The 24711-nt window shown below is 59.9% G+C and carries 24 protein-coding genes; 14 read left to right on the top strand and 10 right to left on the bottom strand.

Annotation, left to right across the window (positions count from 1 at the left end; all coding sequences use genetic code 11):
• Positions 1–8 precede the first annotated feature (8 nt).
• On the top strand, positions 9–497 hold the full coding sequence (gene xdhC, locus GH657_RS04415) for a xanthine dehydrogenase accessory protein XdhC (RefSeq protein WP_153099598.1): 489 nt from the start codon (positions 9–11) through the stop codon (positions 495–497).
• A 6-nt stretch (positions 498–503) separates the two neighbouring features.
• Here the strand turns inward: xdhC and GH657_RS04420 are convergent, their stop codons facing one another.
• Both GH657_RS04420 and GH657_RS04425 read right to left on the bottom strand, forming a co-directional pair.
• Positions 504–1148, bottom strand: a complete 645-nt coding sequence (locus GH657_RS04420) for a 2-hydroxychromene-2-carboxylate isomerase (protein ID WP_153101634.1) — start codon at positions 1146–1148, stop codon at positions 504–506.
• A 112-nt stretch (positions 1149–1260) separates the two neighbouring features.
• The gene (locus GH657_RS04425; RefSeq protein ID WP_153099599.1) at positions 1261–2637 is read right to left on the bottom strand and encodes a TAXI family TRAP transporter solute-binding subunit; all 1377 of its coding nucleotides are present in this window, start codon (positions 2635–2637) and stop codon (positions 1261–1263) included.
• Between the two features lie 589 nt (positions 2638–3226).
• On the opposite strand from GH657_RS04425, the gene GH657_RS04430 reads away from it, so the two are divergent.
• On the top strand, positions 3227–3604 hold the full coding sequence (locus GH657_RS04430; protein ID WP_153101635.1) for a BON domain-containing protein: 378 nt from the start codon (positions 3227–3229) through the stop codon (positions 3602–3604).
• 162 nt (positions 3605–3766) lie between these two features.
• Here GH657_RS04430 and GH657_RS04435 read toward each other — a convergent pair whose 3' ends face one another.
• Positions 3767–4555, bottom strand: coding sequence for a sulfite exporter TauE/SafE family protein (locus GH657_RS04435; RefSeq protein ID WP_153099600.1), 789 nt, complete (start codon positions 4553–4555; stop codon positions 3767–3769).
• Between the two features lie 424 nt (positions 4556–4979).
• On the opposite strand from GH657_RS04435, the gene rarD reads away from it, so the two are divergent.
• Positions 4980–5864, top strand: coding sequence for an EamA family transporter RarD (rarD, locus tag GH657_RS04440; RefSeq protein WP_153099601.1), 885 nt, complete (start codon positions 4980–4982; stop codon positions 5862–5864).
• Positions 5865–5988: 124 nt separating this feature from the next.
• Here rarD and GH657_RS04445 read toward each other — a convergent pair whose 3' ends face one another.
• Both GH657_RS04445 and GH657_RS04450 read right to left on the bottom strand, forming a co-directional pair.
• The gene (locus GH657_RS04445; RefSeq protein ID WP_153101636.1) at positions 5989–6957 is read right to left on the bottom strand and encodes a DUF2950 domain-containing protein; all 969 of its coding nucleotides are present in this window, start codon (positions 6955–6957) and stop codon (positions 5989–5991) included.
• Between the two features lie 62 nt (positions 6958–7019).
• Positions 7020–8342 carry a DUF3300 domain-containing protein gene (locus tag GH657_RS04450; RefSeq protein ID WP_153101637.1) on the bottom strand — a complete coding sequence of 441 codons (1323 nt, stop codon included), beginning with the start codon at positions 8340–8342 and terminating at the stop codon, positions 7020–7022.
• A gap of 719 nt (positions 8343–9061) precedes the next feature.
• Between GH657_RS04450 and GH657_RS04455 the strand changes: the two genes are divergently transcribed.
• From GH657_RS04455 to GH657_RS04485, 7 genes are all read left to right on the top strand, one after another.
• The gene (locus GH657_RS04455; protein ID WP_153099602.1) at positions 9062–9352 is read left to right on the top strand and encodes a co-chaperone GroES; all 291 of its coding nucleotides are present in this window, start codon (positions 9062–9064) and stop codon (positions 9350–9352) included.
• A 54-nt stretch (positions 9353–9406) separates the two neighbouring features.
• The gene (gene groL / locus GH657_RS04460) at positions 9407–11047 is read left to right on the top strand and encodes a chaperonin GroEL (protein ID WP_153099603.1); all 1641 of its coding nucleotides are present in this window, start codon (positions 9407–9409) and stop codon (positions 11045–11047) included.
• A 286-nt stretch (positions 11048–11333) separates the two neighbouring features.
• Positions 11334–11672, top strand: a complete 339-nt coding sequence (locus tag GH657_RS04465; protein WP_153099604.1) for a YegP family protein — start codon at positions 11334–11336, stop codon at positions 11670–11672.
• Between the two features lie 889 nt (positions 11673–12561).
• The gene (locus GH657_RS04470; RefSeq protein WP_153099605.1) at positions 12562–13512 is read left to right on the top strand and encodes a branched-chain amino acid ABC transporter permease; all 951 of its coding nucleotides are present in this window, start codon (positions 12562–12564) and stop codon (positions 13510–13512) included.
• 13 nt (positions 13513–13525) lie between these two features.
• Entirely contained in the window at positions 13526–14695 is a 1170-nt protein-coding gene (locus tag GH657_RS04475; protein WP_153099606.1) for an ABC transporter permease subunit, read from the top strand.
• An 18-nt stretch (positions 14696–14713) separates the two neighbouring features.
• Positions 14714–15514 carry an ABC transporter ATP-binding protein gene (locus tag GH657_RS04480; protein WP_153099607.1) on the top strand — a complete coding sequence of 267 codons (801 nt, stop codon included), beginning with the start codon at positions 14714–14716 and terminating at the stop codon, positions 15512–15514.
• Between the two features lie 22 nt (positions 15515–15536).
• Positions 15537–16241, top strand: a complete 705-nt coding sequence (locus tag GH657_RS04485; RefSeq protein ID WP_153101638.1) for an ABC transporter ATP-binding protein — start codon at positions 15537–15539, stop codon at positions 16239–16241.
• Positions 16242–16335: 94 nt separating this feature from the next.
• On the opposite strand, the gene GH657_RS04490 is transcribed toward GH657_RS04485, so the two are convergent.
• Complete coding sequence (locus GH657_RS04490) at positions 16336–17547, bottom strand: acetylornithine transaminase (protein ID WP_153099608.1); 1212 nt, start codon at positions 17545–17547, stop codon at positions 16336–16338.
• A gap of 130 nt (positions 17548–17677) precedes the next feature.
• Positions 17678–18709 carry a CDP-6-deoxy-delta-3,4-glucoseen reductase gene (locus GH657_RS04495; RefSeq protein WP_153099609.1) on the bottom strand — a complete coding sequence of 344 codons (1032 nt, stop codon included), beginning with the start codon at positions 18707–18709 and terminating at the stop codon, positions 17678–17680.
• A 66-nt stretch (positions 18710–18775) separates the two neighbouring features.
• Between GH657_RS04495 and GH657_RS04500 the strand changes: the two genes are divergently transcribed.
• Positions 18776–19825, top strand: a complete 1050-nt coding sequence (locus GH657_RS04500; RefSeq protein WP_153099610.1) for an NAD-dependent epimerase/dehydratase family protein — start codon at positions 18776–18778, stop codon at positions 19823–19825.
• Between the two features lie 2 nt (positions 19826–19827).
• Here the strand turns inward: GH657_RS04500 and GH657_RS04505 are convergent, their stop codons facing one another.
• Positions 19828–20532: a 16S rRNA pseudouridine(516) synthase gene (locus GH657_RS04505; RefSeq protein WP_153101639.1), complete on the bottom strand. Its 705-nt coding sequence runs from the start codon at positions 20530–20532 to the stop codon at positions 19828–19830.
• Positions 20533–20945: 413 nt separating this feature from the next.
• Here GH657_RS04505 and GH657_RS04510 point away from each other — a divergent pair, with 413 nt between their 5' ends.
• Positions 20946–22343 carry an amino acid permease gene (locus GH657_RS04510; protein ID WP_153099611.1) on the top strand — a complete coding sequence of 466 codons (1398 nt, stop codon included), beginning with the start codon at positions 20946–20948 and terminating at the stop codon, positions 22341–22343.
• A gap of 305 nt (positions 22344–22648) precedes the next feature.
• Complete coding sequence (locus GH657_RS04515; protein ID WP_153099612.1) at positions 22649–23230, top strand: chorismate mutase; 582 nt, start codon at positions 22649–22651, stop codon at positions 23228–23230.
• A 93-nt stretch (positions 23231–23323) separates the two neighbouring features.
• Here GH657_RS04515 and GH657_RS04520 read toward each other — a convergent pair whose 3' ends face one another.
• Positions 23324–23719, bottom strand: a complete 396-nt coding sequence (locus GH657_RS04520) for a single-stranded DNA-binding protein (protein ID WP_153099613.1) — start codon at positions 23717–23719, stop codon at positions 23324–23326.
• A 532-nt stretch (positions 23720–24251) separates the two neighbouring features.
• Between GH657_RS04520 and GH657_RS18505 the strand changes: the two genes are divergently transcribed.
• Positions 24252–24401: a helix-turn-helix domain-containing protein gene (locus tag GH657_RS18505; protein WP_153099614.1), complete on the top strand. Its 150-nt coding sequence runs from the start codon at positions 24252–24254 to the stop codon at positions 24399–24401.
• A 20-nt stretch (positions 24402–24421) separates the two neighbouring features.
• On the opposite strand, the gene GH657_RS04530 is transcribed toward GH657_RS18505, so the two are convergent.
• The gene (locus GH657_RS04530; protein WP_153099615.1) at positions 24422–24709 is read right to left on the bottom strand and encodes a helix-turn-helix domain-containing protein; all 288 of its coding nucleotides are present in this window, start codon (positions 24707–24709) and stop codon (positions 24422–24424) included.
• Between the last annotated feature and the right edge of the window lie 2 nt (positions 24710–24711).

Here is a 24711-nt window from a genome sequence, read left to right on the forward strand (position 1 = left end):
CGCCGGCCATGAGCGATGCATCGTTTCATCTCGTGCTGTTCGGCGCCGGGCATGTCGGCCAGGCGCTGGTGACGTTGCTGGGGCAACTGCCGTGCGTCGTGCAATGGGTCGATGCACGTGAAGCGCTGTTTCCTGCAACGGTGCCCGCCAATGTCGCAATCGAAGCCACCGACACGCCTGAAGCGCTGGTCGATCAGGCGCCTCCAGGCGCGTATTTTCTGGTGATGACACACGACCACGCGCTTGATTTTCTGTTGGCCCAGTGCATCATGCGGCGGCGTGCTGTGGGCTACTTCGGCATGATTGGCTCGCGTACGAAGCGGGTGAAATTCGAGCGGCGCTTGCGTGAGCGCGGTGTTGCCGCAGCTCGGATCGCACGCATGATTTGCCCCGTTGGCGTGCCCGGCATTCTCGGTAAGGCGCCGTCTTCGATTGCGCTGGCCGTATGTGCCGAGCTGCTGCAACAGCCGCCGCCTGCGAGCCGGGGCTGGGATTAACGCGGATTAGTCTGGCTTCACGGCTGACGGCAGTGCGCTGACGCGCTGGACTTCTTTCGATTCGAGCCAGTTCGGCGTGCGGGCGCAGTACAGCACCATCGGCAGCGCATCTTCGCCCCAGAACAATTGCCCATCGAGGTAAAACGTCGGCACCCCAAACACACCCAGCGCGATGGCTTCAGCGGTATTGCGCTGCAATTGCGCCTGCGCTGTAGCGTTAGCGGCCTGTAGCACGTCGCCGTTTTGCCCCAGCCGCTCACACAGGCTGGCGAAGCCTTCGGCGGTGGAAGGGTCACGCCCTTCGCGCCAGATGAAGCGGAAAATTTCGCGCACGCCTTGGATATCCGCGTTCGTGGCGAGCGCCAGTTGCATAGCGGCGCGCGAATCAAACGGATGCACGGGGGGCATCCGGAACGGAATGCCCAGTTGCTCGGCGCGAAAGAGCGCATGACGGTAAGTGAAGATCCGCTTGGTGGGCAGGCTGTACGCGGCTCGCCCACCCCAATGACGGTAGAGCGTATCGAGTTCGATGGGCGTGGCATTGAAAGCGAGGGTTGGCCACTTGTCGTGCTGTTCCAGCAGCAAATAGCTAAACGGTGAGACGAAATCGTAAAACCAGTGTGGCTGAGCTGCTTCGATGCCGTGTGTCATGGCGCTTTCCGGAGTGGGGTTCATGGTGTGAGGGCGAGGGCACGCGTGGGTTTGAACGCTTCATGTGGGCGCTTGCCTGGGCGGGCCGGGGATGTTCGGGAGACCGGGTGCATCAAGCCTTGGGCGCATCCGGGGGCGTGGCATGCCAGACGTGGCTTCGGCTTAAACGTGAACGCACAAAGCCGATGTGTTCGCGCAATACATAGAACTGGTCGGCATAGGCGAGCGGCATCTTCAGCCCATTGACGGATTCCTCGATCACATCAAGCCGCTCGAGCAGCGCCTGGCGCTCTGCTGCCGTGATATCACTGAGGGCTTCGCGTTCGATGGCAATCAGCGTGCCGTACCAGCGATAGATCCGCGATTTCACGCGCCACGCGTAGAGCGCGGGCACGAGGCGCATGCTGGGAATCAGCACCACGATGAGGGGCACCAGCAGCACCAGCAACCGGTCCGCGAGACTGGCGAGCCAAAAGGGCAATGAGCGGTACAAAAAGCTTTTGCCTGACTGGTAATAGCGTAGGGCGTTGTCGCTGAGCGGAAAATCATGGGCGCGCGGCGCGGGAAATTCGCCGGCCTGTTGCAGCAGCCCGGCCTTGCCATGCACCTCACGAGCCGCTTCGATCAGCAGGTCCGAAAGCGCGGGATGCAAGGTGTCGCGCGCCACCAGTTCGACGGTGGGTGCAACCAGATAAACCGGACTCGAAGGCACGTTTTGGCCCAGATTGAACGAACCCATCGGCAGGGTGATCTTCGTCAGATACGGAAAGCGTCGGGCATAAGCATCGGCCTGGATGAAATCGTAGAGCAGTACGTTCGGGGTGCGATACAGCTGGTTCATCACCGGGGGCTGCGCGGAATCACCCGCCAGAAACGCTGCGTCGACCTTGCCTGAGATCAGGGCGGCGGCGGCGTCTTCTCCCGACAGCGGCGCGAGCGTTGTCGGGCCGCCTGGCACAATGCCATTGGCTTTGAGCAAGGCGAGCGCGAGCTCGCGGGTGCCACTGCCTTCCGCACCAATGGCGAGGTGCTCGCCGGCGAATTCGGAGAGCCGCGTGCGCGGCGTGCCGCGATAAAAAATCACGAGCGGCACGTAGGCCACGCTCCCCAGCGAAGCCAGCCCCTCATGCGTGGCATGAAGGGCGACGCCATCCTGGACGAAGCCGACATCGACGTTGCTGCCAGGCGTTGACAGACGCTTCAGGTTGTCGAGCGAGCCTTCGGAGGGCAGGACATTGAGCGTGATGTGGTTGCGCGCGAGGATCGCCTTGTATTTCTGCGCGGAGTTCCAAAACGAGCTGTCTTTCGGGCCTGCGCTGAGGGTGAGCGTGGTAGGCGGCGCGGGCTGGATCAGACGCACAGCGGCCCAGATGGCGAGGGCGCTGATGAACACGATGGGGCCAAACGACAGGGCCAGATCGCGCCAGGAGATGGCGACGAAACGGGCGACCAGGCGAGGAGGAGCTTTGCGTCCGGAAGATGGCTTCATGAAAACAGTGTGAGGCAAGGCCAGCCTGGCGCTCCAGGCTGCGAAGGGGAGCGCTTGCGCTAGCCTGATGGCGGGTCGGATGAAGATTCGCGCTGATGGTACATGAGATTGACGGCACAGGCCGCGCCGCGCATACAGGCCAAAAACCGGGTGTGGCCCGCCTGCTGAAACCCTTTGCGCTTCTGGCGCGGCTAGATTAAATTGTGCAGCGCTGCGCTCAGTACAGCGTCATGGTTGCCCGTTGCCACTGTTTCAGGTTCAGGTTGGCTCCGGTTGGCTTCAAGCGGCTCGCCCGGCGGGCCCATGCCGGCCGCCAGCCAGATGCCTTTCGCTCAGGCTGCAGCAAGCACTGCCCGGATAGCACCGCATTCAGACGGTTTGCATAGGCCCGCGCTTTCCTGTTTTTGTTTCCCGCCTCTCGTGGTTTCCGTATTTTGTCCAGGCCTCGTTTGGCCTGTGGCATGGCGTGCGCATGGCAAGCCATGCCACAGGCCGCTTGCGGCGCCGGATGCTGTTCGGAATGTTGTCCCTGAGCCGCTGGCTAGAAGCGGTTTAAATCGAAGTGAAAAGGAGAGAAGGTATGAAAGGCATGAAATCGGTCGATTTTCTGAAGATGCTGGGTGGTGCGATGGCATTGGTCGCGGCTTGCCACGTGTCGGCACAAACCAGCGATGCAGCGCCCTTGGGCACGGTGGCGAGCAATGCACAGCCAGCGGCCGCTTCGGGGGCGAAGTCTTCTTCTGCCAGAAAGCATGCGAACAGCGCGCTGGGGCGCAAGGTAAGGGGGGCGCTGGCTAAGGCACAAGGGCTCGACGTGTCGAATATTTCAGTGCGTGCCCGCAATGGCTCGGTGACCCTGGCGGGCTCGGTGCCGGATGCAGGCCAGATCGAGCGGGCGACCCAGGCCGCGAAAAGCGTGGCAGGTGTGACGTCGGTGCAAAACAAGATGTTCATACAGCCGCACTAACCTGGCGGCGCCGGGGCGCGCTTAAGCTGGGGGGAGCGGCACCCTCGGCGTGCGCTCAGGTATGCCATGCAAGACAGCCTGTCTGGACGGAATGGGTATTCCGTGTCAGACAGGCTGTTTTTTCTTGCCCAAACGGCTTCACCGGTTTTATTTTTTCCAGGCCTAACTCGACACCAGCTTGATGCCGACCAGCGCCAGCGTGACGGCAAGAATGTGCCGCAACAGCACATCGGGTGCGCGCGATGAAAGATGACTGCCCAGTACGATACCTGGCAGCGAGCCGAGCAGCAGCGACAGCAGCATCGTCCAGTCCACCGATCCCAGCAGCCAGTGCCCCGTGCCCGCCAGCAGCGTAAGTGGCACGGCATGCGCGATATCCGAGCCGATGATGCGCGTGGTGGGCAGCAGAGGATAGAGCAGCAGCAAAACCGTCACGCCAATCGCCCCGGCTCCGACCGAGGTAAACGATACCAGCGCACCCAATACGGCTCCGGTCAGTATCGTCAGGCCCAGCGCGCGGCGCGAGCCAGGAGGCGCTGTGCGACGCGCCGCCAGCGCGGCGAGTTGCGGCCGGAACACCAGCGCCAGGGCGGTGAGCAGCAGGGCGGCGCCCAGCACGTTCAGGATGATCTGACTGGTTCTCGACGAGTGCATGCCATAGCGGTGCAGTAGCAGCAGCGTGAGCGCCGCGGCGGGCACGCTGCCTGCGGCGAGCCGTAACGTGACGCGCCAGTCGATCGATCCTTTGATCCCATGCACGAACGTGCCCACCGATTTGGTTGCCGCGGCGTACAACAGATCGGTGCCGACGGCTGTCGCCGGATGGACGCCGAACAGCAACACCAGAATAGGCGTCATTAATGAGCCCCCCCCCACGCCAGTCAACCCAACCAGAAAACCAACGAACAGGCCAGAGGCGGAGTACAGAAGATTGATGTCGGGAAGTGCCATAGAGCCTGGAGCGCGGGAGATCACGAAAAACAGCGCACATAAAGGAACGCGCTGGAAGCGGAAAGGAGGGTGCCGGGTGCCGGGTGCCGAGTGTCGATACGTTGCTGCGTGGCTGGAATCAGGCGGCCGTGTCCTGTTCTGAAGCGAAGGGCGCGACCGCCCGGTCAGTGAAAAGCCGTTATTGTCGCAAAACTCGTGCATGCGTGGGTCAGGTTCGCGTGAAGGCGGAAATTTCAGGCATCCGTCGTGTCTTGCGTGTACCGGGACAAGGTGTAGCGGGTGGGCCGGAACGCGGATATTTCACAGGCGCTTGCCTGGGATGCTCGCCTGCGAGCCTACAATCGGCGCTTGCAGTTGGGGCACGGATCGTTGCTGTATGCGGACGGGCCGTCGTTCTTTTTCTTCTTTTTGCTGGTTATTCAACATGAATCCGGGCGTTATTTACGCGTTTCTCGCATTTGTCATCTGGGGCATGTTCCCGGTTTATTTCAAGGCGCTGCAACAGATCTCCGCGCTGGAGATGCTGGCTCACCGCATGGTCTGGTCGATGCTGTTTCTCTTTGTCGTGCTGACGTGGCGTCAGCAGTGGCGCTGGCTCGGTCCGGTGTTGCGCGACCGGCGTTTGCTGGCGCGTTTTACAGCCAGCGCCCTATTGCTCTCGACGAACTGGGGCATCTATATCTGGGCGGTGAACGCTGGACATATCGTCGAAGCCAGCCTCGGCTACTTCATCAATCCACTGATGAACGTGCTCTTTGGCCTGGGCTTTCTCGGCGAACGGCTGCGGCGTGTGCAGTGGCTGGCGGTGGCGATTGCTGCCGCGGGCGTGTTGTGGCTCACCTGGCAAAATGGACAGCCGCCGTGGATCAGCTTCGCGCTGGCATTGACCTTTGGCGGCTATGGCCTGTTGCGCAAGACCGCGAAGCTGGGGGCGCTGGAAGGGCTCACGCTCGAAACCATGCTGTTGTTTCCGGTGGCGGTGGTATATCTCGCGCTGATGGCGGCGCAAGGTGAAAGCGGTTTTGCCGATGCTTCGCTGGGTATCAAACTGCTGCTGGTGCTGGCGGGGCCGATCACGGCGATTCCGCTGCTGCTGTTTGCAGCAGGGGCGCGGAGAATTCCGCTATCGATGCTGGGATTGATTCAGTACATCACGCCGACGTTGCAACTGCTGCTGGGTGTGCTGATTTATCACGAGGCCTTCGGCGAGGTCCGGCTGGTGGGTTATGGCGCGATCTGGGTGGCACTGGCGGTGTATTCGCTCGAAGGTTTGTGGCGCGCGCAGCAGGGACGTAGCCGCGCGGGCTAGTGTTGTGAACGGTTTTGGGACGTTTTTATTTTTGCGGCTCACCCGGCCACGAGCGTGGCGCGGGTGGAATGCGGGTGGAATGCCGGACTGGTTGGACCTGCGGTCCTGTTGCACCCGCCGGAGGTTAAGGCTGTACCGCTTGCCACGAGGAATCAGGATCGAACGCCTTGAGCATCGCTGCCGCACGGGCGGAGCGTGGCCCGAGGTTCTTCTGGTACAACTGGCCGTCCTGGTTGACGATAAAACTCATCACACCGGTCTTGCCGTACTCGACGGGCCACGCCACTAACGCATAGCCTTGGGTGAGCACACCCTGCTTGAGATAGTTCTGCGCGCCGCCTTTTGCATGCGGGCCCTGTGCCGTCAGAATCCGGTAGTGATAACCGTAATACCCTTCCTTGAGCCCACCCTTTTGTGACATCACGGCCGCTAGCGGGCCGAGTGGGCTTTGCGGCTCGCCCGGCGCCGTTGGCCAGTACAGCCCATCGCGCTGGCTCGGGGTGCTGACGATGCGCGAGGCGTAGTGCTGCGTCAGCGCGTGATAGTCGTTTTGCGCGTCGAGATATCCCAGCGCGGTCATCATTGCCGCATGTTCATTGCGGCCGATGCGGCGCGTCAGGATTTCGTCCTGGGCGGCGACAGGATCGAAGTGCCAGCCACTGGCGCTTTGCACAAGGGGAATCGGCAGGGTCCAGCCACTTGTCCCGACCGCCAGGTGAGCACGGGCGTGGGGGGCCTGGGGGGCCTGGCTATGGGGGGCAGCAGATGCGGGTGCGGCAGACGCGGTGTCCGGAACGATTTGATGGCCTTTCGACCAGGCTTCGAGGAAGGCGTAAATATCGTTTTCGCCGATTTCACGGGTGGGAATGAAGCGCTGGAAATCGTTGCCCAGAACGTGTTTCATGGCGTCGTGATCGTTGCTGGCGAGCGCCTCGACGAAGGCGCTGGCGGCCGCATCCGGCGTGGGATAGCGTGCCTGGGCGCAAACAGCGCTGGAGCCGAGTGCGAGCGCGGCGCACGCGAGCGTGACGCGCGCTGCCGTTAACACGGTGCGGTGCGGAGCAGGCGGGTGAATACGATAAATGCGCTGCATCCGGTGGGTGAAAGGTGCAAAAAAGCGAATCATGAGCGGCTCCTTTTTGATCATGCGAATGGTTAGCGATGAAAGTGGCGCTGACCGCCGCCACGCTGCATGCCACCCCCGCCGCCACCCCGCAGGATGCCGCCGCCGTTTGCGCCCAGCCCATTGGGCCGCGGCGCTTGCAAGCCGGCGGGCTCCGCCATGCTGCCTCGCGTAGCGGAGGGCATGCGGCCGGAGAGCGCCTGACGGCTAGCTTCGCCGCGTTGCATTTCTTGCCGGGCGGCATTGCCGTTGCCTGCGCCGCGTAACGCGTTGTCGTGGTTCAGGCTGTGCGCCTGGCTGCGTAAATTACCTTCACCGGTTGCCGCGCCGCCTTGATGAATCTCCTGAACGCGCTGGCTGGCGTTGCCGCCGAGGCTTTGCCCCGTGCGGTTTTGCAGGGTTTGCTGGGCTTGGGTACGAGCTGCGGTGATATCGCGGCCACGGTAGGCATCGCGCTGCGCCATGCCCATGCCGCCTGCCATGCCATCCGGGCCGCGATTCAGATTCGCGTGACGGTTGACGCTGTCATTCCGGTTCCAGTTCGCGGTGTTGCCATTTGCGTTGATCCGGTTATTGACGTTGAGGTTGTTGTAACGATTGACGTTGATATTGACGTCGTGGGTATTCCAGTTGAATCCGCCCCAGAGCGAATTGGCCACGGCCACCCCTGCGCCGAACGCAAGGCCCGTGGCGAAGCCGGCCGCAATCGCATAGCCGGGTGGCGGTGGCACATACACCGGTGGATAAGCGGGATAAGGCCATGTGCCGTAGACCACCGTTGGGTTGTAGGTCGGCACATACACCACTTGCGGATTGACCGGCACGATCTGGATGGTGCTTTGCTCGACGATGACCTTTTGCTGCTCGCCAGATTTCAGGTTGCCTGCCTGCTGTGCTTGCCGCCGCAGGCGTTGCACTGAATCCATGACGTCGTTGGGTTGTGCCAGAAAGGCATCGCCCAACTGCGAGACCCAACTGGGTTTGGACGCCATCATGGCGAGCACCTGGGGAAAGGCGACCAGCGATTGCACACTGGGATCCCACGGCTCACTGGCGACGGCCTTGACTGCATCATCGCCTGTCAGATTGGGATGGGCTTTCGACCAGGCCGCCGCGGCGGCGACATCGGAGGCAAAGGTCGAAGCCATCAACACTTGGGCGAGCAGCGCGTCGGGATACAGCGCAATGGGTGCGCTCAGTGCATCCAGTTGCGGGTTTGATATTTTCGCGCTGGTTTTCGCGGTGTTTTGTGCCCAGGCGGCAGTGGGTGCGGCGGTGCCGATAAAGAGCGGCGCACCCGCGAGCGCGGCGCACAAAAGCAGCAGACGGCGCTTGTAGGCTTCGGATCGTTGCACGATGAAGTTCTCCCAGTTGAATGGAACATAGGGCGAGGGACTGCAGGTGAAGCCTGGAGCCATGATCGCTGCCGTTGCCTCACGGCGCCTGCTGTACCAGGCGCCGGGCGTGGAACACAGGCCACATGAGCACTCAGCAGCGATCACCACGAGCAGGTTGCCCGGTTTCTGCTGCGTGAAAAAACAGGCCCCGGCGCAATCGATGACGCAACGAGGCGAACGAATGCGCTTAAGCGTTGTATTTCTTGTTTCAGTTTCTTGCTGCAGATGCGAACTGGCCTGGAATAACGCGCAGTCATGGAACCATGGAATGCCGGATGAAGCGAGCCCTAAGCGGGCGGTAAGTGGGCGGTAAGCGGGCGGCAAATGACGGGGCCGATTATGGGGCCAGTAATAGTCAGGCGAGGCTAGCAGCTTTCCCCGGCGCTTTCACGCTTTTTTGGGAAAAATACGGAGATTTCCGTGGAGTTCTCCCAGGCGAGCGGGTATACCCGCTCGCCTGGCCAACATAAGGTGTTGAACATCATTGAATTAAAAGGATTTTTTTCTGCTTTTTGAAAACAGGTTTGAACAACTTTCCGCCCTCCTTCTTGAATTTGTCACAGGTCGTCCATATACTTGGCACTCGCCGCACGAGAGTGCTAACAATTTTGCCGGTTGGTTTCACCAGCTGGTTTTTCTCAGCGTTCTTCAATCTCAATTAAGAGAGGAGTATCTCTATGAACCTTCGTCCTTTGCATGATCGCGTGATCGTCAAACGCCTGGATCAGGAAACCAAAACTGCATCAGGTATCGTGATTCCCGAAGCCGCAGCAGAAAAGCCGGATCAGGGCGTCATCATGGCTGTTGGTCCAGGCAAGCGTGACGACAAGGGCGCCTACATTGCGCTTGACGTGAAAGTGGGCGATCGCATCCTGTTCGGCAAGTACGCTGGCCAGACCGTCAAGGTCGATGGCGACGAACTGCTGGTGATGCGCGAGGAAGACATCATGGCCGTGGTGCAAAAGTAAGCTCACACGCTTTCATTTGGTCTCATATTCTAAAGAATTCAAGGAGTTACAAAGATGGCAGCTAAAGATGTCGTATTCGGCGATTCCGCCCGTGCCAAGATGGTTGAAGGCGTGAACATTCTCGCCAACGCAGTGAAAGTCACCCTGGGCCCGAAGGGCCGTAACGTGGTGCTCGAGCGCAGCTTCGGCGGCCCGACTGTCACCAAGGACGGTGTTTCGGTCGCCAAAGAAATCGAACTGAAAGACAAGCTCCAGAACATGGGCGCGCAAATGGTCAAGGAAGTCGCTTCCAAGACCAGCGACAACGCCGGCGACGGCACCACCACGGCAACCGTGCTGGCCCAGTCGATCGTCCGCGAAGGCATGAAATACGTCGCTTCGGGCATGAACCCGATGGACCTCAAGCGCGGTATCGACAAGGCTGTAACGGCCGCTATCGAAGAGCTGCGCAAGATCAGCAAGCCTTGCACGACCAACAAAGAGATCGCCCAGGTGGGCTCGATTTCGGCAAACAGCGATTCGTCGATTGGCGACCGCATTGCTGAAGCGATGGACAAGGTAGGCAAGGAAGGCGTGATTACGGTGGAAGACGGCAAGTCGCTGCAGGACGAGCTGGACGTCGTCGAAGGCATGCAATTCGACCGTGGTTACCTGTCGCCTTACTTCATCAACAATCCAGACAAGCAAGTTGCTGTGCTCGAAAACCCGTTCGTGCTGTTGCACGACAAGAAGGTGTCGAACATCCGTGACCTGCTGCCGGTACTGGAGCAAGTCGCCAAGGCTGGCCGTCCGCTTCTGATCATCGCTGAAGATGTCGAAGGCGAAGCGTTGGCTACGCTGGTGGTGAACAACATCCGCGGCATTCTGAAGACGGTGGCGGTGAAGGCACCGGGCTTTGGCGACCGCCGCAAGGCCATGCTGGAAGACATCGCCATCCTGACCGGTGGTCAGGTGATCGCCGAAGAAACCGGCCTGACACTGGAAAAAGCCACGCTGGCTGAGCTGGGTCAAGCCAAGCGCATCGAAGTGGGCAAGGAAAACACGACGATCATCGACGGCGCAGGCGAAGCAGCCAGCATCGAAGCCCGTGTGAAGCAAGTACGCACGCAAATCGAAGAAGCCTCGTCGGATTACGACCGCGAAAAGCTGCAAGAGCGCGTGGCCAAGCTGGCTGGCGGTGTTGCCGTGATCAAGGTTGGCGCGGCCACCGAAGTCGAAATGAAAGAAAAGAAAGCACGTGTCGAAGATGCCCTGCATGCCACGCGCGCAGCGGTGGAAGAAGGCATTGTGGCGGGCGGTGGCGTTGCGCTGATCCGTGCACGCACGGCAATCGCAGGCCTGAAGGGCTCCAACCCTGATCAGGACGCTGGCATCAAGATCGTGCTGCGCGCGATGGAAGAGCCGCTGCGTCAGATCGTAGCGAACGGCGGCGAAGAAGCCAGCGTGGTTGTGGCAGCGGTTGCGGCTGGCACGGGTAACTACGGCTACAACGCTGCAACGGGCGAGTACGTCGATCTGGTTGCCGCGGGCGTGGTTGATCCGACGAAGGTGACGCGTACGGCGCTGCAAAATGCCGCTTCGGTTGCTGGCCTGCTGCTGACCACGGACGCAGCTGTCTGTGAGTTGCCGAAGGACGATGCTCCGATGCCTGGTGGTATGCCTGGCGGTATGGGCGGCATGGGTATGGACATGTAATTCGGCTTTAGCCGAATACATGAGAGCATGCGCCGTGAGGCGCGTGCCTGAAATAAGGCAATGAGGCTGGCATTGGCTGGTTTCTGTGCTGGAAAGCCCTCACGGTTTTTGCCGTGAGGGCTTTTTTAATGTGCCGCCTTAATGAGGTATACGCGTGAGATATGCGTGATTGCTACCCAAGGCTACTTCAGCACTTGAATTCCTTTGCGTTTATCTGGATATTAAGCGTTGCCGTTGCAGAAACGGTCGACAACAAGGCTTACCACTTCTAAATCAGGAGATTCAAATGCCAGGCCATTACATCATTAAAAAATCCAGCGCCGTTCAGCCCTATCACTTTGTACTGCGTGCTGATAATAATCAGGTAATCCTTGCGAGTGAGAATTACGCCTCCAAACAAAGTGCCCAGAAAGGCATCGCTTCGTGCCAGGAAAACAGCGCGAATGATAGCCGCTACGAGCGCAAGACATCGACGGCAAGTCAACCGTACTCTTTCGTACTCAAGGCCGCGAACGGCGAAGTCATTGGGCGCAGCGAAAACTATGCGAGTGAAGCGAGCCGGGACAACGGTATCGCTTCCGTGAAGACAAATGGCCCGACCGCGGACATCCGTGATGAAACCTGAACGTTAGGCTTAAGGCTTGCTGCAAGAGGGTTATAAGCCTGGGGCCTGAAGCCTGAGGGATGTCACCGTTATTCAGCCGTGGGCCCAGCCAGCGTAGGGCGCCACGGTGCTTTAAACGATTTTAGCCAGTGCGAGAGAATTAAAACGGCATTAATACAAGTCTTGCCTCCCCCTCAACGCGCTCAGCGTGCATGGTCTCGCCTGGCCCCATCCGTATATCTCACGGCCATGCCACACAAAAATAACCGCGACACCCGCTCGTACACGCGTACACGCATTGGCCCAGCGATAAAGCATTTTGAATGGACGGCCTAAAAATCCCTCTGGTTTTTCCTGGTGATGCAAAATGCATTAATGGTGCAACCTATGCGTTTTAGAAAATCGCAACCCGGTTGCGACAGCGCGTCGCGGTTTATCTCAAATTATGGTTGCAATGGAGGAAAACCCTGCCGATTCGATATATTGCTTATCGCATAATTGGAGTTACAATGCGCCCGTTCCAAGGGCCGCAGCCTTTGAATGGACGGGTTGGGAGAGATGGGAGGCTTGGTTTAAGGAGGTCCGTTATCGAGTGTCAGGCTGACGGGTTTCTGGTTCGTCTGCCGCACGAAAAATGATCGATGATCGCAAGGCGCTAGCCGGGACAATGGCTGGAGTTTGTACGAATCAATAACACGACTATCAACGGGGAATAAAGCTTTGACGGCACCGGATCATCCAGCGGTGCCGTTTTCACATCCGCTTCCAGCGGCTGGCAACGAAAGGAGGGCGCGTTGGCGTACTGATTGCGCTTGCATCTTTCATCGGACCTTTTTGAGTATCCGCCGTGGCACGGTTGTTGCATGCATCTTATGGATGCCATCCGGCGTTACAGGCTAAGGAGCATTAAATGGATATTTTCATCCAGCAGATTCTGAATGGGCTGGTGCTGGGCAGTATTTACGCCATCATCGCGCTGGGCTACACGATGGTGTACGGCATTTTGGGGATTATCAATTTCGCTCATGGCGATGTGCTGATGGTCGGCGCCATGGTCGCGTTGTCCGCGATTGGCGTGTTGCAAAACCATTTTCCTGGACTGGGTGCGGTGCCTACCCTCGTCATCGCGTTGTTGATTGCCGCCGCGGTGTGTGCGCTGGTCGGCTATACCATCGAGCGCGTCGCTTACCGGCCGCTGCGGCGTGCTCCCCGTCTGGCGCCGCTGATTACCGCGATTGGCGTGTCGATCCTGTTGCAAACACTGGCGATGATGATCTGGTCGCGCAATCCGCTACCGTTCCCGCAACTGCTGCCTACCAACCCGATCAACGTGATTCATGCCACTGACACCTCGCCGGGTGCGGTGATCTCAATGACCGAGATCGTCATCATTGTCACGGCATTTGTGGTGATGGGCGCGCTGCTGCTGCTGGTGCACAAGACCCGTCTGGGCCGCGCGATGCGGGCGATTGCCGAAAATCCCAATGTGGCCAGCCTGATGGGCGTGAACCCGAATTTCGTGATCTCCGCGACCTTCATGATCGGCTCGGCGCTGGCCGCGCTCGCGGGCGTGATGATCGCATCCGAATACGGCAATGCGCACTTTTACATGGGCTTTATTCCAGGCATCAAGGCGTTCACCGCCGCGGTGCTGGGCGGCATTGGCAATCTCGGTGGGGCCATGGTCGGCGGGATTTTGCTTGGCTTGATCGAGCAACTGGGCGCGGGCTATATCGGCAATCTGACCCATGGCGTGTTCGGGAGTAATTATCAGGATGTCTTCGCCTTCATCGTGCTGATCGTCGTGCTGGTGTTCCGTCCGTCCGGCCTGCTCGGCGAACGGGTCGCAGACCGCGCTTAAGGAGCTCACTCATATGACTTCGCTTCAACCGATTGAGCCTTCTACTACGCTGATCCCCGAGAACAACCGCACGCGCACCATGCTGATTGGCTTCGTGACCACGGTGCTGGTGCTGGCCGCGCCGATGCTGATTGGGGCGGCGGGCGGCAATTACTGGGTGCGCGTGCTCGATTTCGCCATGCTGTACGTGATGCTCGCGCTCGGCCTGAACGTGGTGGTAGGTTTCGCGGGGCTGCTCGATTTGGGCTACATCGCGTTCTATGCGGTGGGCGCCTATGTCGGCGCGCTGCTGTCGTCGCCGCATCTGACCACCCAGTTCGAATGGATTGCCCAACTCGCGCCAAACGGCCTGCATGCACCGATCTGGTTCATCGTGCCGTGCGCGATGGCCGTGGCGGCGCTCTTTGGCGTTTTGCTGGGCGCACCGACGTTGCGCTTGCGCGGCGATTACCTCGCCATCGTCACGCTGGGCTTTGGCGAAATCGTCCGGATCTTCATGAATAACCTCGATCGCCCGGTGAATATCACTAATGGGCCGAAGGGCATCACCGGGATCGATCCGGTGACGATCGGCGGCTTCAGCCTGGCGCAGACCCATGAGTTGTTCGGCATGAAGTTTCCGTCGGTCTATCTGTATTACTACCTGTTCGTGCTGTGCGCGCTGCTCGTGATCTGGGTGTGTACCCGCTTGCAGCACTCGCGCATTGGCCGTGCCTGGGCCGCGATCCGCGAAGACGAAGTCGCCGCCAAGGCGATGGGCATCAACACCCGCAACGTGAAGCTGCTGGCGTTTGCCATGGGCGCTTCGTTTGGCGGCTTGTCCGGGGCGATGTTCGGCGCGTTTCAGGGTTTTGTTTCGCCCGAGTCGTTCACCTTCTGGGAATCCATCGTGGTGCTCGCGTGCGTGGTGCTGGGAGGCATGGGGCATATTCCGGGCGTGATTCTGGGAGCGGTGCTGCTGGCGGTGTTCCCCGAGTTTTTGCGCTCGACGATGGGGCCGTTGCAACACGCGCTTTTCGGCCATGAGATTGTCGATACCGAAGTGATCCGCCAGTTGCTTTACGGCCTGGCGATGGTGCTCATCATGCTGTATCGCTCGGAGGGCCTGTGGCCGTCACCGAAGCACGAGGACAAGATGGCGAAACTGGCGAAGCGCAACGGCAAGAAGCCGGTGCGCGCCTGAGGCTCGAGGACAACCACAATGAGCGATAACGTAAGCAATGGGGCTGGCGGCAAACGCATCCGGCTCTCGGTGAAGGGCGTGAACAAGCGCTTTGGTGGCCTTCAGGCCTTGTCCGAGGTGGGCCTGCAGATCGAAGAAGGGCAAATCTATGGTTTGATTGGTCCGAATGGCGCAGGTAAAACGACCTTTTTCAACGTGATTACCGGGCTCTACACACCGGATTCGGGCGAATTCAAGCTGGACGGCGTGCCTTATACGCCCACGGCGGTGCACCAGGTGGCCCGCGCGGGGATTGCACGGACGTTTCAGAATATCCGGCTCTTTGGCGGCATGACCGCGCTCGAAAACGTGATGGTCGGCCGTCATGTCCGGACCAAACATGGGCTGCTGGGCGCGGTGTTCCAGACGCCTTCGGAGCGCCGCGAAGAACGCGAGATCAAGGCGCGCGCGCTGGAGTTGCTCGAATATGTGGGCGTGCTGCAATACGCCGATTACACCGCACGCAACCTGTCGTATGGGCACCAGCGCCGTCTGGAGATTGCTCGCGCGCTGGCGACCGAGCCGAAGCTGCTCGCGCTCGATGAACCCGCCGCAGGCATGAACGCAACGGAAAAAGTCGAACTGACCCGTTTGCTCGACAAGATCCGCGCCGATGGCCGCACGATCCTGCTCATCGAGCACGACGTCAAGCTGGTGATGGGCCTGTGCAACCGGATTTCGGTGCTCGATTACGGCAAGGTGATTGCCGAAGGTTTGCCACAGGATGTGCGGCGCGACCCGAAAGTGATTGAGGCTTATCTCGGCGCGGGAGTTCACTGACATGAGCACGACAACCACAGCCATGCTGAAAATCAAGGGTTTGCAGGTCAACTACGGCGGGATTCAGGCGGTCAAAGGCATCGATCTCGAAGTCGCTCAGGGCGAACTGGTGACGCTGATCGGTGCCAATGGCGCGGGCAAGACCACGACGATGAAGGCCATTACCGGCCTCAAACCCTATGCCGCTGGCGATATCGAGTACATGGGCCAGTCAATCAGGGGCCTCCCCGCGCATGAGTTGCTCAAGCGCGGGCTGGCGATGGTGCCGGAAGGGCGCGGTATTTTCGCGCGCATGTCGATCATCGAGAACATGCAGATGGGCGCGTATTTGCGCACGGACGCGGATGGCATTCGTCAGGATGTCGAGCGCATGTTTGGTTTTTTCCCGCGCCTGAAAGAGCGTGCCACGCAACTCGCAGGCACGTTATCGGGCGGCGAGCAGCAGATGCTAGCCATGGCGCGGGCCATCATCAGCAAACCAAAGTTGTTGTTGCTCGATGAGCCGTCGATGGGCCTCTCGCCGATCATGGTCGAGAAGATCTTCGAAGTGGTGCGGGAAATTTCAAAAGAAGGGTTGACGGTACTGCTCGTCGAACAGAATGCCCGGCTGGCGCTCCAGGCGGCCAATCGCGGCTATGTGATGGATTCCGGCCTGGTGACGATGTCGGGCGATGCCAAACAGATGCTCGACGATCCGAAGGTCCGGGCCGCTTATCTGGGCGAATAGGCTGAAAAAGCGTTCATGGAACGAAGCGGCAAGCGCATGAGCGCTTGCCGCTTTTTTTACGTCCAGGCCTGCCTGTTGGGCTAGCGCTGGCGGGTCAGGCCGAGGGCTCAACCGGGTGAAAATCGAGCGAATCCAGCACCGTGCGCAACAGCGCCAGCATCTGGTCGATTTCGGCTTCGGTGACATTGAGCGCTGGCATGAAGCGCAGCAAGTTGGGCCGTGCGGCATTGAGCAGCAGGCCTTCGGGCTGGAGCACGCGCGCTTTTTCGACGATCTGTGGCCCGATATCCTTGCCCAGCAGTAACGCGCGGAGCAGGCCCACGCCGCGCTCGCCCGCAAAGCCGCGCTCTTGCGATAATTCGAGCAGCTTCGCGCGCAGATACTCGCCGCGTGCCCGCACGCCCTCGAGAAAGCCCGGCGCGGTGAGTTGCGTCATCACGGCATAACCGGCTGCGGTCATCAGGGGATTGCCGTTGTAGGTGCCGCCCTGGTCGCCCGCTTCGAAGACTTCGACCTGAGCCTTGGCCAGCAGCGCAGCGAGCGGCACGCCGCCGCCGATGCCCTTGCCGAGAGTCATGACATCGGGCTCGATGCCAGCGCTTTCATAGGCGAATAGCGTGCCGCTGCGGCCGCAGCCGCTTTGCACTTCATCGACGATCAGAAGCAGATTGTGCTGCTGCGTCAGGGCTCGCAGTTGCTGCATGAATTCACGCGTGGCCGGCACGACGCCGCCTTCACCCTGAACCGGCTCCAGCATGACCGCGACCGTCTGGCTGTTGATGAGCCGCGCCACGCTGTCGAGATCGTTGAGTTCGGCCTTGGGAAACCCCGGCACTTGCGGTGCATAGAGCGTGTCCCAGCCAGGCTTGCCGCTAGCGGACATGGTGGCGAGCGTACGCCCATGAAAACTGTGATTGAACGTGATGATTTCGAAGGCGCCGTTTTTGAATTTTCGGCCCCATTTGCGCGCCAGCTTGATCGCACCTTCGTTGGCCTCGGCGCCGCTGTTGGCGAAGAACACCTTGTCGAAGCAGCTGTGTTGCGTCAGCAGGCCCGCGAGCTGCGCCATCGGTTCGTTATAAAACGCAGGTGACGGGTTGATCAGCAAGCGTGCTTGCCGTTCGAGCGCGGCGATCATGCCTTCATGGCTGTGCCCGAGACTGTTGACCGCCCAGCCCTGGACGAAATCGAGGTAACGCTTGCCGTTGTTGTCATGCAGCCATGAACCTTTGCCGTGCGTGAACACGATCTCAGGCCGGTTCGTGATGTACATCAGTGAATCAATCGGATAATCGTTGAATTGCATGGCGGCCAGGCTCCTGGGAATGCGGCAAGGCGAAGAAAGAATAGACAACAGGCAGCCAGCGGGGGCAGCCAGCGGGGGCAGCCAGGCGAGGCAGGCGCTGCACTTGCCCCGCTGGCTTGCGCGGCGCGCTTTAAACCGGGTTGGCCAGATCGGCCGCGCTAGTGAACGAATCGGCGTAGAACTCGTCCGCGGGCAGCGCGTGATGTTGCGTGAAGTCGCGCTGGGCGGCTTCGACCATCACCGGCGCGCCGCAGGCATACACCTGATAGCTGGACAGGTCGGGCAGATCTTCTACCACCGCACGGTGCACGAAACCGGTGCGGCCGGTCCATGCATCGGTGGCGTCTGGCTCGGAGAGCACCGGCACGAAACGGAAGTTGGGAATCTCACGGGCCCATTGCTCGGCCAGCTCGAGCAGATACAGGTCTTGCTTGCGGCGCGCGCCCCAGTAGAGGGTCATCGGACGCGCGAGGTTCTTGAACACCGCATGTTCGACGATGGCCTTGAGCGGAGCGAAACCGGTCCCGGAGGCTAGCAGCACGATGGGCTTGGTGGAATCTTCACGCAGAAAGAACGTGCCGAGCGGCGCTTCGAAGCGCAGGATGTCGCGCTCTTTCATGGCGCCAAACACATGATCGGTGAAGGTGCCGCCAGGCATATGGCGCAGATGCAGCTCGATGGGGCCATCGGTGTGCGGTGCGCTGGCCATCGAATAGCTGCGCCGCTTGCCGTCCTTCAGCAAAAACTCCAGATACTGCCCGGCGAGATATTGCAGCCGCTCGTTGGCGGGCAATTGCAGCTTGAGCACGATGACGTCGTCGGCCAGACGCTCGATGCTGTTGACCCGGCACGGCAGTTTTCTGATTTGCACGTCGCCTGCGCCAGCGATTTCACGAATGTCGATTTCCAGATCGGACGTGGGTGTGGCGCAGCAAAAGAGTGCCATGCCGCGGGTTTTTTCATCGTTTGATAGAGCGGATGACGAATGCGCGCCCTGATCGACCTGGCCGCTGACGAGCGTACCTTTGCAAGAACCGCAGGCGCCGTTCTTGCAACCATAAGGCAGGCCGATGCCTTGACGCAGGGCCGCTGTGAGCACGGGTTCGTCGGGTTCTACCTGAAACTGTCGGCCGCTTTGCCGAAGGGTTACGTTGAATGCCATAAGAGAAATCAGGAAGGGAAGAATCGGTAATAAAGGCGGGCTGGGCCTGACATACAATGCGCCACCATGAAAACGCCCCGGATTTTGCGCAGGCCGCGCGTGCTGATTGTCGGTTGTGGCGATATCGGCATGCGTTGCGTCGAGCGTTTGCACGCCCATGCGCGTGTTTTTGCCCTCACCAGCCAGCCCGCGCGCCGGGCCTGTTTACGCGCGGCGGGGGCGAGCCCGCTGGTGGGCGATCTCGATGCCCGCCACACGCTGAAGCGGCTTGCTGGCCTTGCCACCACCGTGGTGCATCTGGCGCCGCCCCAAAAAGACGGTGAAGCTGACCACCGTACCCGGGTGCTGCTTGCCGCACTGAGCGCGAGGCCGATGCGCGCCGCAAAAAACACGGCGCACACAGCGAATACCTGCCGCCGCTGGCACAAATGCGGACACTACGCGGAACAGATACGGGGTAAACGTAAAGCGGATATTGTACCTGCCCGGAGGCGTGCGCCACTGCGGCTGGTGTATGCCAGTACGACGGGGGTGTATGGCGATTGCGCGGGCGCGCTCATCGATGAAACACGGCCGCTGCGTCCGGCCAATATGCGGGCTAAGCGTCGCGCATCGGCTGAACGGCAGCTCCGGCAAGCCACGGCACGCGGCGCAATCAGGGCGAGTATCGCGCGTGTTCCGGGAATTTACGCGGCAGGGCGCTTGCCGTTGGCTCGTCTTGAGCGCGGTACCCCCGCGCTGGAGGCTGCGTGCGATGTGTATACAAACCATATCCATGCCGATGATCTCGCTGCGATTATCGTGCGGCTAATGACGTATGGTCGCCCTGGCCGGGTGGTTCACGCGAGCGACGACACGCAACTGAAAATGGGCGATTACTTCGACCGGGTGGCGGACGCCTGCGGTTTGCCGCGGCCGCCGCGCATCTCGCCAGCCGAGGCTGAGCAGCAGCTCGATCCGCTGTTGTTGTCTTTCATGCGCGAATCACGGCGTTTGTCGAATCTGCGGCTCAAACGCGAACTGAATATTCGTTTGCGTTATCCGTGCGTGGATGATTTTTTGCGCACGTGGGTTTCGCCGCCCCCGGCCCTGACCCTACTACCCCCAATCCCTTGACGCTAGCTACGCAACAAGGCCAGATCGGCGGCTTCAAGCCATTGCCATGCGCCTTCGGCCAGCGTGGCGGGCAGCGCGAGCTGGCCGATGCGTTCGCGGTGCAAGTGTTCGACCCGGTTGCCTGCGGCTGCCACCATGCGTTTGACCTGGTGATATTTGCCTTCCTGCACGGTGAGTTCGAGCACATGCTCGCTACGCGCGCGGGCGGCGAGTGCGGCGAGCGGCCTGGCTTCGCCATGCAGCAGCACGCCGGCGGCCAGGGCGTCGAGCTGGGCGGTATCGAGCGCATGGCGAGTTGTCGCCAGATAACGCTTCGGCACTTTGCGTTTGGGCGAGGTGAGCGCATGCACGAACTGGCCATCATCGGATAACAGCAGGAGGCCGGTCGTATCCTGGTCGAGCCGTCCGACGCATTGCACGCCACGGGTGGCAAATTGCGCGGGCAGCAAGCTAAAGACACTCGGATGATGCTGGGGCTCGCGTGAGCATTCGTAGCCCGCGGGCTTGTTGAGGAGCAGATAGGCCCGCTCCCGGTACGGCCAGACGCGGCCATCGACGCCAAACGTGAAGCCTTCGGACAGTGCGAGGGCGTGATCGGGATCGGTGCAGGCAACACCATCCAGCGTGACGCGACCCTGGGCGATCAAGGCGCGGCATTGGCGCCGGGCGCCGAAACCCTGGCTGAACAGCATGCTTTCGAGATTCATCCGGATGGGAAGCGGGTCAAAGTTAGCGTTAGCAGTGAGCGAGAAATAAAAGCGAATGGTGCGCAAGGCATGATCGGGCTGCGAGCCGCCTTTACTGCGAGATTGGGCGATGGACGGAAGCGCGCTTGCGGCGGCGCGTATTTTAGCTGGGGTTTTGCCTGGATTGCTTGGGTGGAAGATCTGGCGGGGGAACATAACCGGCTTGGGTCTTCGCCGAACGATTTCAAGTCGCTAAGCCGCTAAGCCACTGTATTGCGCTTTCGATTCAATTTTTCCCCACTTACTGCGGGTTCTTCCCACTAGGTAGGCGATGTTGAGACGTGTAAAATTTTTCGCCGTTCTCGCATGGCTGGCAATCGGACTCACCAGATTCGTTCGACCAGGCCTGACTTTCCAATACTGGGGCGTACATCTTGAATAGTCCACAGCAGCAAGAGGGCCTGAAGCGCGGGCTGAAGAACCGTCACATCCAGCTCATTGCGCTGGGCGGTGCCATTGGCACCGGGCTTTTTATGGGCTCGGCCAGCGTCTTGCGGTCGGCCGGGCCATCGATGATTCTCGGCTATGCAGTGGGCGGCATGATTGCGTTCATGATCATGCGCCAACTTGGCGAGATGATCGCGCAAGAGCCTGTGGCGGGTACCTTCAGCCATTTCGCCTACAAGTACTGGGGCGATTTTCCGGGGTTCTTGTCTGGGTGGAACTACTGGGTGCTGTATGTGCTGGTCAGCATGGCGGAGTTGACCGCCATCGGCACCTATGTGCATTTCTGGTGGCCGCAGGTGCCGGCCTGGGTGTCCACGCTGGTGTGTTTCATCGGCATTAATGCGATCAACCTCACCAATGTGAAAGCCTACGGCGAAACCGAATTCTGGTTTGCCATCGTCAAGGTCGTGGCGGTGATCGGCATGATCCTTTTTGGCGGCTATTTGCTGCTGAGCGGCCATGGTGGCCCGCAAGCCTCGATCACCAACCTCTGGCGCGATGGCGGTTTTTTCCCGCATGGCTTTCATGGCTTGTTCATGACACTGGCCGTGATCATGTTCTCGTTTGGCGGGCTGGAACTAATCGGAATCACCGCAGCAGAGGCGGCTGATCCGCAAAAGAGCATTCCGAAAGCTATCAACCAGGTGATTTACCGGATTCTGATTTTTTATATCGGTTCGCTGCTGGTGCTGCTGTCGCTATATCCGTGGAACCAGGTGGCGGCAGGCGCCAGCCCGTTCGTGATGATCTTTTCGCAGATTGGCTACACTTTGACCGCGAACATTCTCAATACGGTGGTGCTGACAGCGGCGCTGTCGGTGTACAACAGCAGCGTGTACGCCAATAGCCGAATGCTTTACGGCCTGGCCGAGCAGGGCAACGCGCCGCGCCTGCTGATGAAAGTGGACCGCCGTGGTGTGCCGTACATGGCAATCGGGCTGTCGGCGCTGGTCACGTTCGCCTGTGTGATCGTTAATTACCTGGTTCCAGCGCGAGCGCTGGAGATACTGATGGCGCTTGTGGTGGCCGCGCTGGTGTTGAACTGGGCGCTGATCAGCCTGACCCATCTGAAATCGCGCCGGGCGATGGAAGCCGAGGGCCAGACGCTGGTGTTCAAGTCGTTCTGGTTCCCGGTGAGCAACTGGATCTGTCTTGCTTTTATGGTAATGATTTTGGTCATTCTGATCCTGACACCCGGCCTGTGGATATCGGCCGGGCTCGTGCCAGTCTGGTTGCTGCTGATGTGGGGCTGCTATAAGTTAAAGCGTTACTGCAATACTGCAACATTCCGGTACTGTCTCAAGCTGATGGGATATAACAGATGAAGCTTGGCGGATAGCCGGCGTTTTCACGTGGCTTGAGGTGTGTACAGTAAAAAACCGGGTTTGCCGTTCAGTGCGGCGAACCCGGTTTTATTTTGCGCCGCCGTTTTTTATCTGAACGCCAGGTCGTGGGGTGTTACTTAAGGAATCCGGGAATCCGGTCATCGGTTCCCTGAAACAGCTGGCTGGGTTATCAGCCGATGCGACCTCGGTGCGAGAGAAGCCGATGTCTGCCTGAAGCCCGATCTAACGATAAAGAGACTCAATCAATGATGCAACTTGCTCCCCACTTGACGACGGCATCTCAAATGAGAATGGCGCAACGCACGATACAGCGTCTTATTGCCGGTATGGCCGTGTTGTGGCTGGCGGTAGGCTGCTCACCCGGCGTTAGCGCCCAGTCAAATGCCTTTGTGCCGCTGGTGCAGGCCATGGCGAGCCGCCTTGTGATTGCCGATCAGGTTGCGTTAAGCAAATGGGACAGTGGCCAGAGCGTCTATGATCCGCAGCGCGAAGCCCAGGTGCTGGCCAATGCCGCTGCGATGGCCCCGACGTATGGTATTGATGCGCCTGATGCCCGCGCGATTTTTGCTGACCAGATCGAAGCCAATAAAGAGGTGCAATACGCGCTGCTCAATAACTGGCGACGTCTGTCGGGGGCGCCGACGACGCCACGTCAAAGTTTGAGTGACGTGATTCGCCCAGAACTCGATGCATTGCAAGTATCGATTTTGCAGAATCTGCAGGAGGTGGCGCCATTGCGCACGAGCGCGGATTGTGCGGTACAGATAGCACTGGCAGCCGGAGAAGTGGGGCAACAAAACGGTCTGGATGCGTTGCACCTGGCGGGGCTTGATCGCGCCGTCGCGCAGATTTGCCGCGCTCGGTGACGGCCAAGGCCACTGAATCATTCAGCGATTGAGCCGTAGCCACAGCAACGACATGGGGTTGCCCCGGCAAATGGCTGGGTGCCCCGCTTGGGGTCAGGTGCTAGCTGGGACGTCCAGCGGATCGTCTTGCAAATCAGTTTCGGTATGGGAGTGTTTGTGTTCCGGTACGCAGGTGGCCTGGCGCTTGCGCTGTACCTGGTAGGAACTCAGGACGCCATGCGCCACCATATCGAGCGCCGGCCGTACCACGCCGTGGCGGTCGGTCCAGACCTTCGGCGTGAGTGTGCCGGCCAGCGTGATGCTGTCGCCGTCATCGAGTGCGAGCAGAACCGTCTGCGCCATGCTGTCGAAGGTAATCACGTTGACGAACAGCATCTCGCCGTTCTGGCTGGCGGCACGTACTTTTGCCGTGACGAAGGTGCGGCCCTGCTGTCCTTCGCGCGCGGAGGGCTGGCCGTAGACTCGGCCCGCGATGAGTCCATCTATCATTGTTGCTCCCTGCTAGTCAGGTGAATTATTTGCCGATAGGGTATTTGGCTGCCTGGCGCAGGCTTGCTGGTGTTTTTTGCGCGTCGGCGAGTGTCGGCTATTAAAACTCAAATGATGTCCGTTTGTCACCGGGAGCAAGCTGATAAAGCGCGATTTTTTAGCGAAAACAGAATGAATATAAATAATGGGGTTTACCGGGAGAGCGAGTCGTCAGGGCCTTTTTGTAAAAATCAGTGAAGATCGGGGGTTTTCCGGATGCCTGATGAAATAGGGAGGAAGGGCCGGGCAGGGGGTGATTTTCCGAGGGGCGTTACACGGTTTGATTTACTGAGTACACGAAAAAGAGTTTTATCTGATTAATCTCAGCGCAATGGCTGAAGGTGATGGGCGTGACAGCGCGATTTTATTTTTATTACGTGCATGGGCCTTGATGTTTAAACGCAGTCGCTTGCCGATGAAGGTGTGGTTTGGCGCGAATAGATGTGCGTTATAGCGTCGGGTCTGGCGATACAGGCCAGGCTTGTTTGTTTCGATGTCTTTGTGGTGCGTTTTCCATGTTCCGCGCAGGATGTTTGAACTGCGTCAGGACGGCCACCAGATCGTTACTTCATGGGTGTGGCGTACCACTGGCCATGGCGAACGCCATCGTGTTGGCCTCTACTCGCTGGAGGTGTCGCAATGAACGGCACGCTGTTTCCTCCTTCAGGCTGCCTCAAGCGCCACGCGGGGATGCAGACCCGCCCGCACGGCCAGCGTCACCAGCATATCCAGGCTGAACTTGCCCCACTTGCCGCGCATGAGGTCCGACACACGCGGCTGACTAATCCCCAGGATGCTGGCGGCTTGCGCTTGCGTCCAGCTTCGCGCTTCGATGGCTTGGCGCAGCGAAGCCATAAGATCGGCGCGCAGTTGCAGCAGGGCCGATTCTTCGGCGGAAAAACCAAGGTCGGCAAACACGTTGCCGCTCGATTCGGTGATGGGTTCATTCATGA

The organism is Paraburkholderia hayleyella (genome assembly GCF_009455685.1).
In the GTDB taxonomy this organism is placed as follows: Bacteria; Pseudomonadota; Gammaproteobacteria; order Burkholderiales; family Burkholderiaceae; genus Paraburkholderia; species Paraburkholderia hayleyella.

Coding starts and splice junctions, on each gene's coding strand:
- GH657_RS04505 (WP_153101639.1), bottom strand. CDS start 20,532: ATGAATCTCGAAAGCATGCTGTTCAGCCAGGGTTTCGGCGCCCGGCGC.
- rarD (WP_153099601.1), top strand. CDS start 4,980: ATGAATCCGGGCGTTATTTACGCGTTTCTCGCATTTGTCATCTGGGGC.
- GH657_RS04530 (WP_153099615.1), bottom strand. CDS start 24,709: ATGAATGAACCCATCACCGAATCGAGCGGCAACGTGTTTGCCGACCTT.
- groL (WP_153099603.1), top strand. CDS start 9,407: ATGGCAGCTAAAGATGTCGTATTCGGCGATTCCGCCCGTGCCAAGATG.
- GH657_RS04470 (WP_153099605.1), top strand. CDS start 12,562: ATGGATATTTTCATCCAGCAGATTCTGAATGGGCTGGTGCTGGGCAGT.
- GH657_RS04465 (WP_153099604.1), top strand. CDS start 11,334: ATGCCAGGCCATTACATCATTAAAAAATCCAGCGCCGTTCAGCCCTAT.
- GH657_RS04435 (WP_153099600.1), bottom strand. CDS start 4,555: ATGGCACTTCCCGACATCAATCTTCTGTACTCCGCCTCTGGCCTGTTC.
- GH657_RS04445 (WP_153101636.1), bottom strand. CDS start 6,957: ATGCAGCGCATTTATCGTATTCACCCGCCTGCTCCGCACCGCACCGTG.
- GH657_RS18505 (WP_153099614.1), top strand. CDS start 24,252: ATGTCTTTGTGGTGCGTTTTCCATGTTCCGCGCAGGATGTTTGAACTG.
- GH657_RS04520 (WP_153099613.1), bottom strand. CDS start 23,719: ATGATAGATGGACTCATCGCGGGCCGAGTCTACGGCCAGCCCTCCGCG.
- GH657_RS04425 (WP_153099599.1), bottom strand. CDS start 2,637: ATGAAGCCATCTTCCGGACGCAAAGCTCCTCCTCGCCTGGTCGCCCGT.
- GH657_RS04485 (WP_153101638.1), top strand. CDS start 15,537: ATGCTGAAAATCAAGGGTTTGCAGGTCAACTACGGCGGGATTCAGGCG.
- GH657_RS04420 (WP_153101634.1), bottom strand. CDS start 1,148: ATGACACACGGCATCGAAGCAGCTCAGCCACACTGGTTTTACGATTTC.
- GH657_RS04430 (WP_153101635.1), top strand. CDS start 3,227: ATGAAATCGGTCGATTTTCTGAAGATGCTGGGTGGTGCGATGGCATTG.
- GH657_RS04475 (WP_153099606.1), top strand. CDS start 13,526: ATGACTTCGCTTCAACCGATTGAGCCTTCTACTACGCTGATCCCCGAG.
- GH657_RS04500 (WP_153099610.1), top strand. CDS start 18,776: ATGAAAACGCCCCGGATTTTGCGCAGGCCGCGCGTGCTGATTGTCGGT.
- xdhC (WP_153099598.1), top strand. CDS start 9: ATGAGCGATGCATCGTTTCATCTCGTGCTGTTCGGCGCCGGGCATGTC.
- GH657_RS04455 (WP_153099602.1), top strand. CDS start 9,062: ATGAACCTTCGTCCTTTGCATGATCGCGTGATCGTCAAACGCCTGGAT.
- GH657_RS04515 (WP_153099612.1), top strand. CDS start 22,649: ATGAGAATGGCGCAACGCACGATACAGCGTCTTATTGCCGGTATGGCC.
- GH657_RS04495 (WP_153099609.1), bottom strand. CDS start 18,709: ATGGCATTCAACGTAACCCTTCGGCAAAGCGGCCGACAGTTTCAGGTA.
- GH657_RS04490 (WP_153099608.1), bottom strand. CDS start 17,547: ATGCAATTCAACGATTATCCGATTGATTCACTGATGTACATCACGAAC.
- GH657_RS04480 (WP_153099607.1), top strand. CDS start 14,714: ATGAGCGATAACGTAAGCAATGGGGCTGGCGGCAAACGCATCCGGCTC.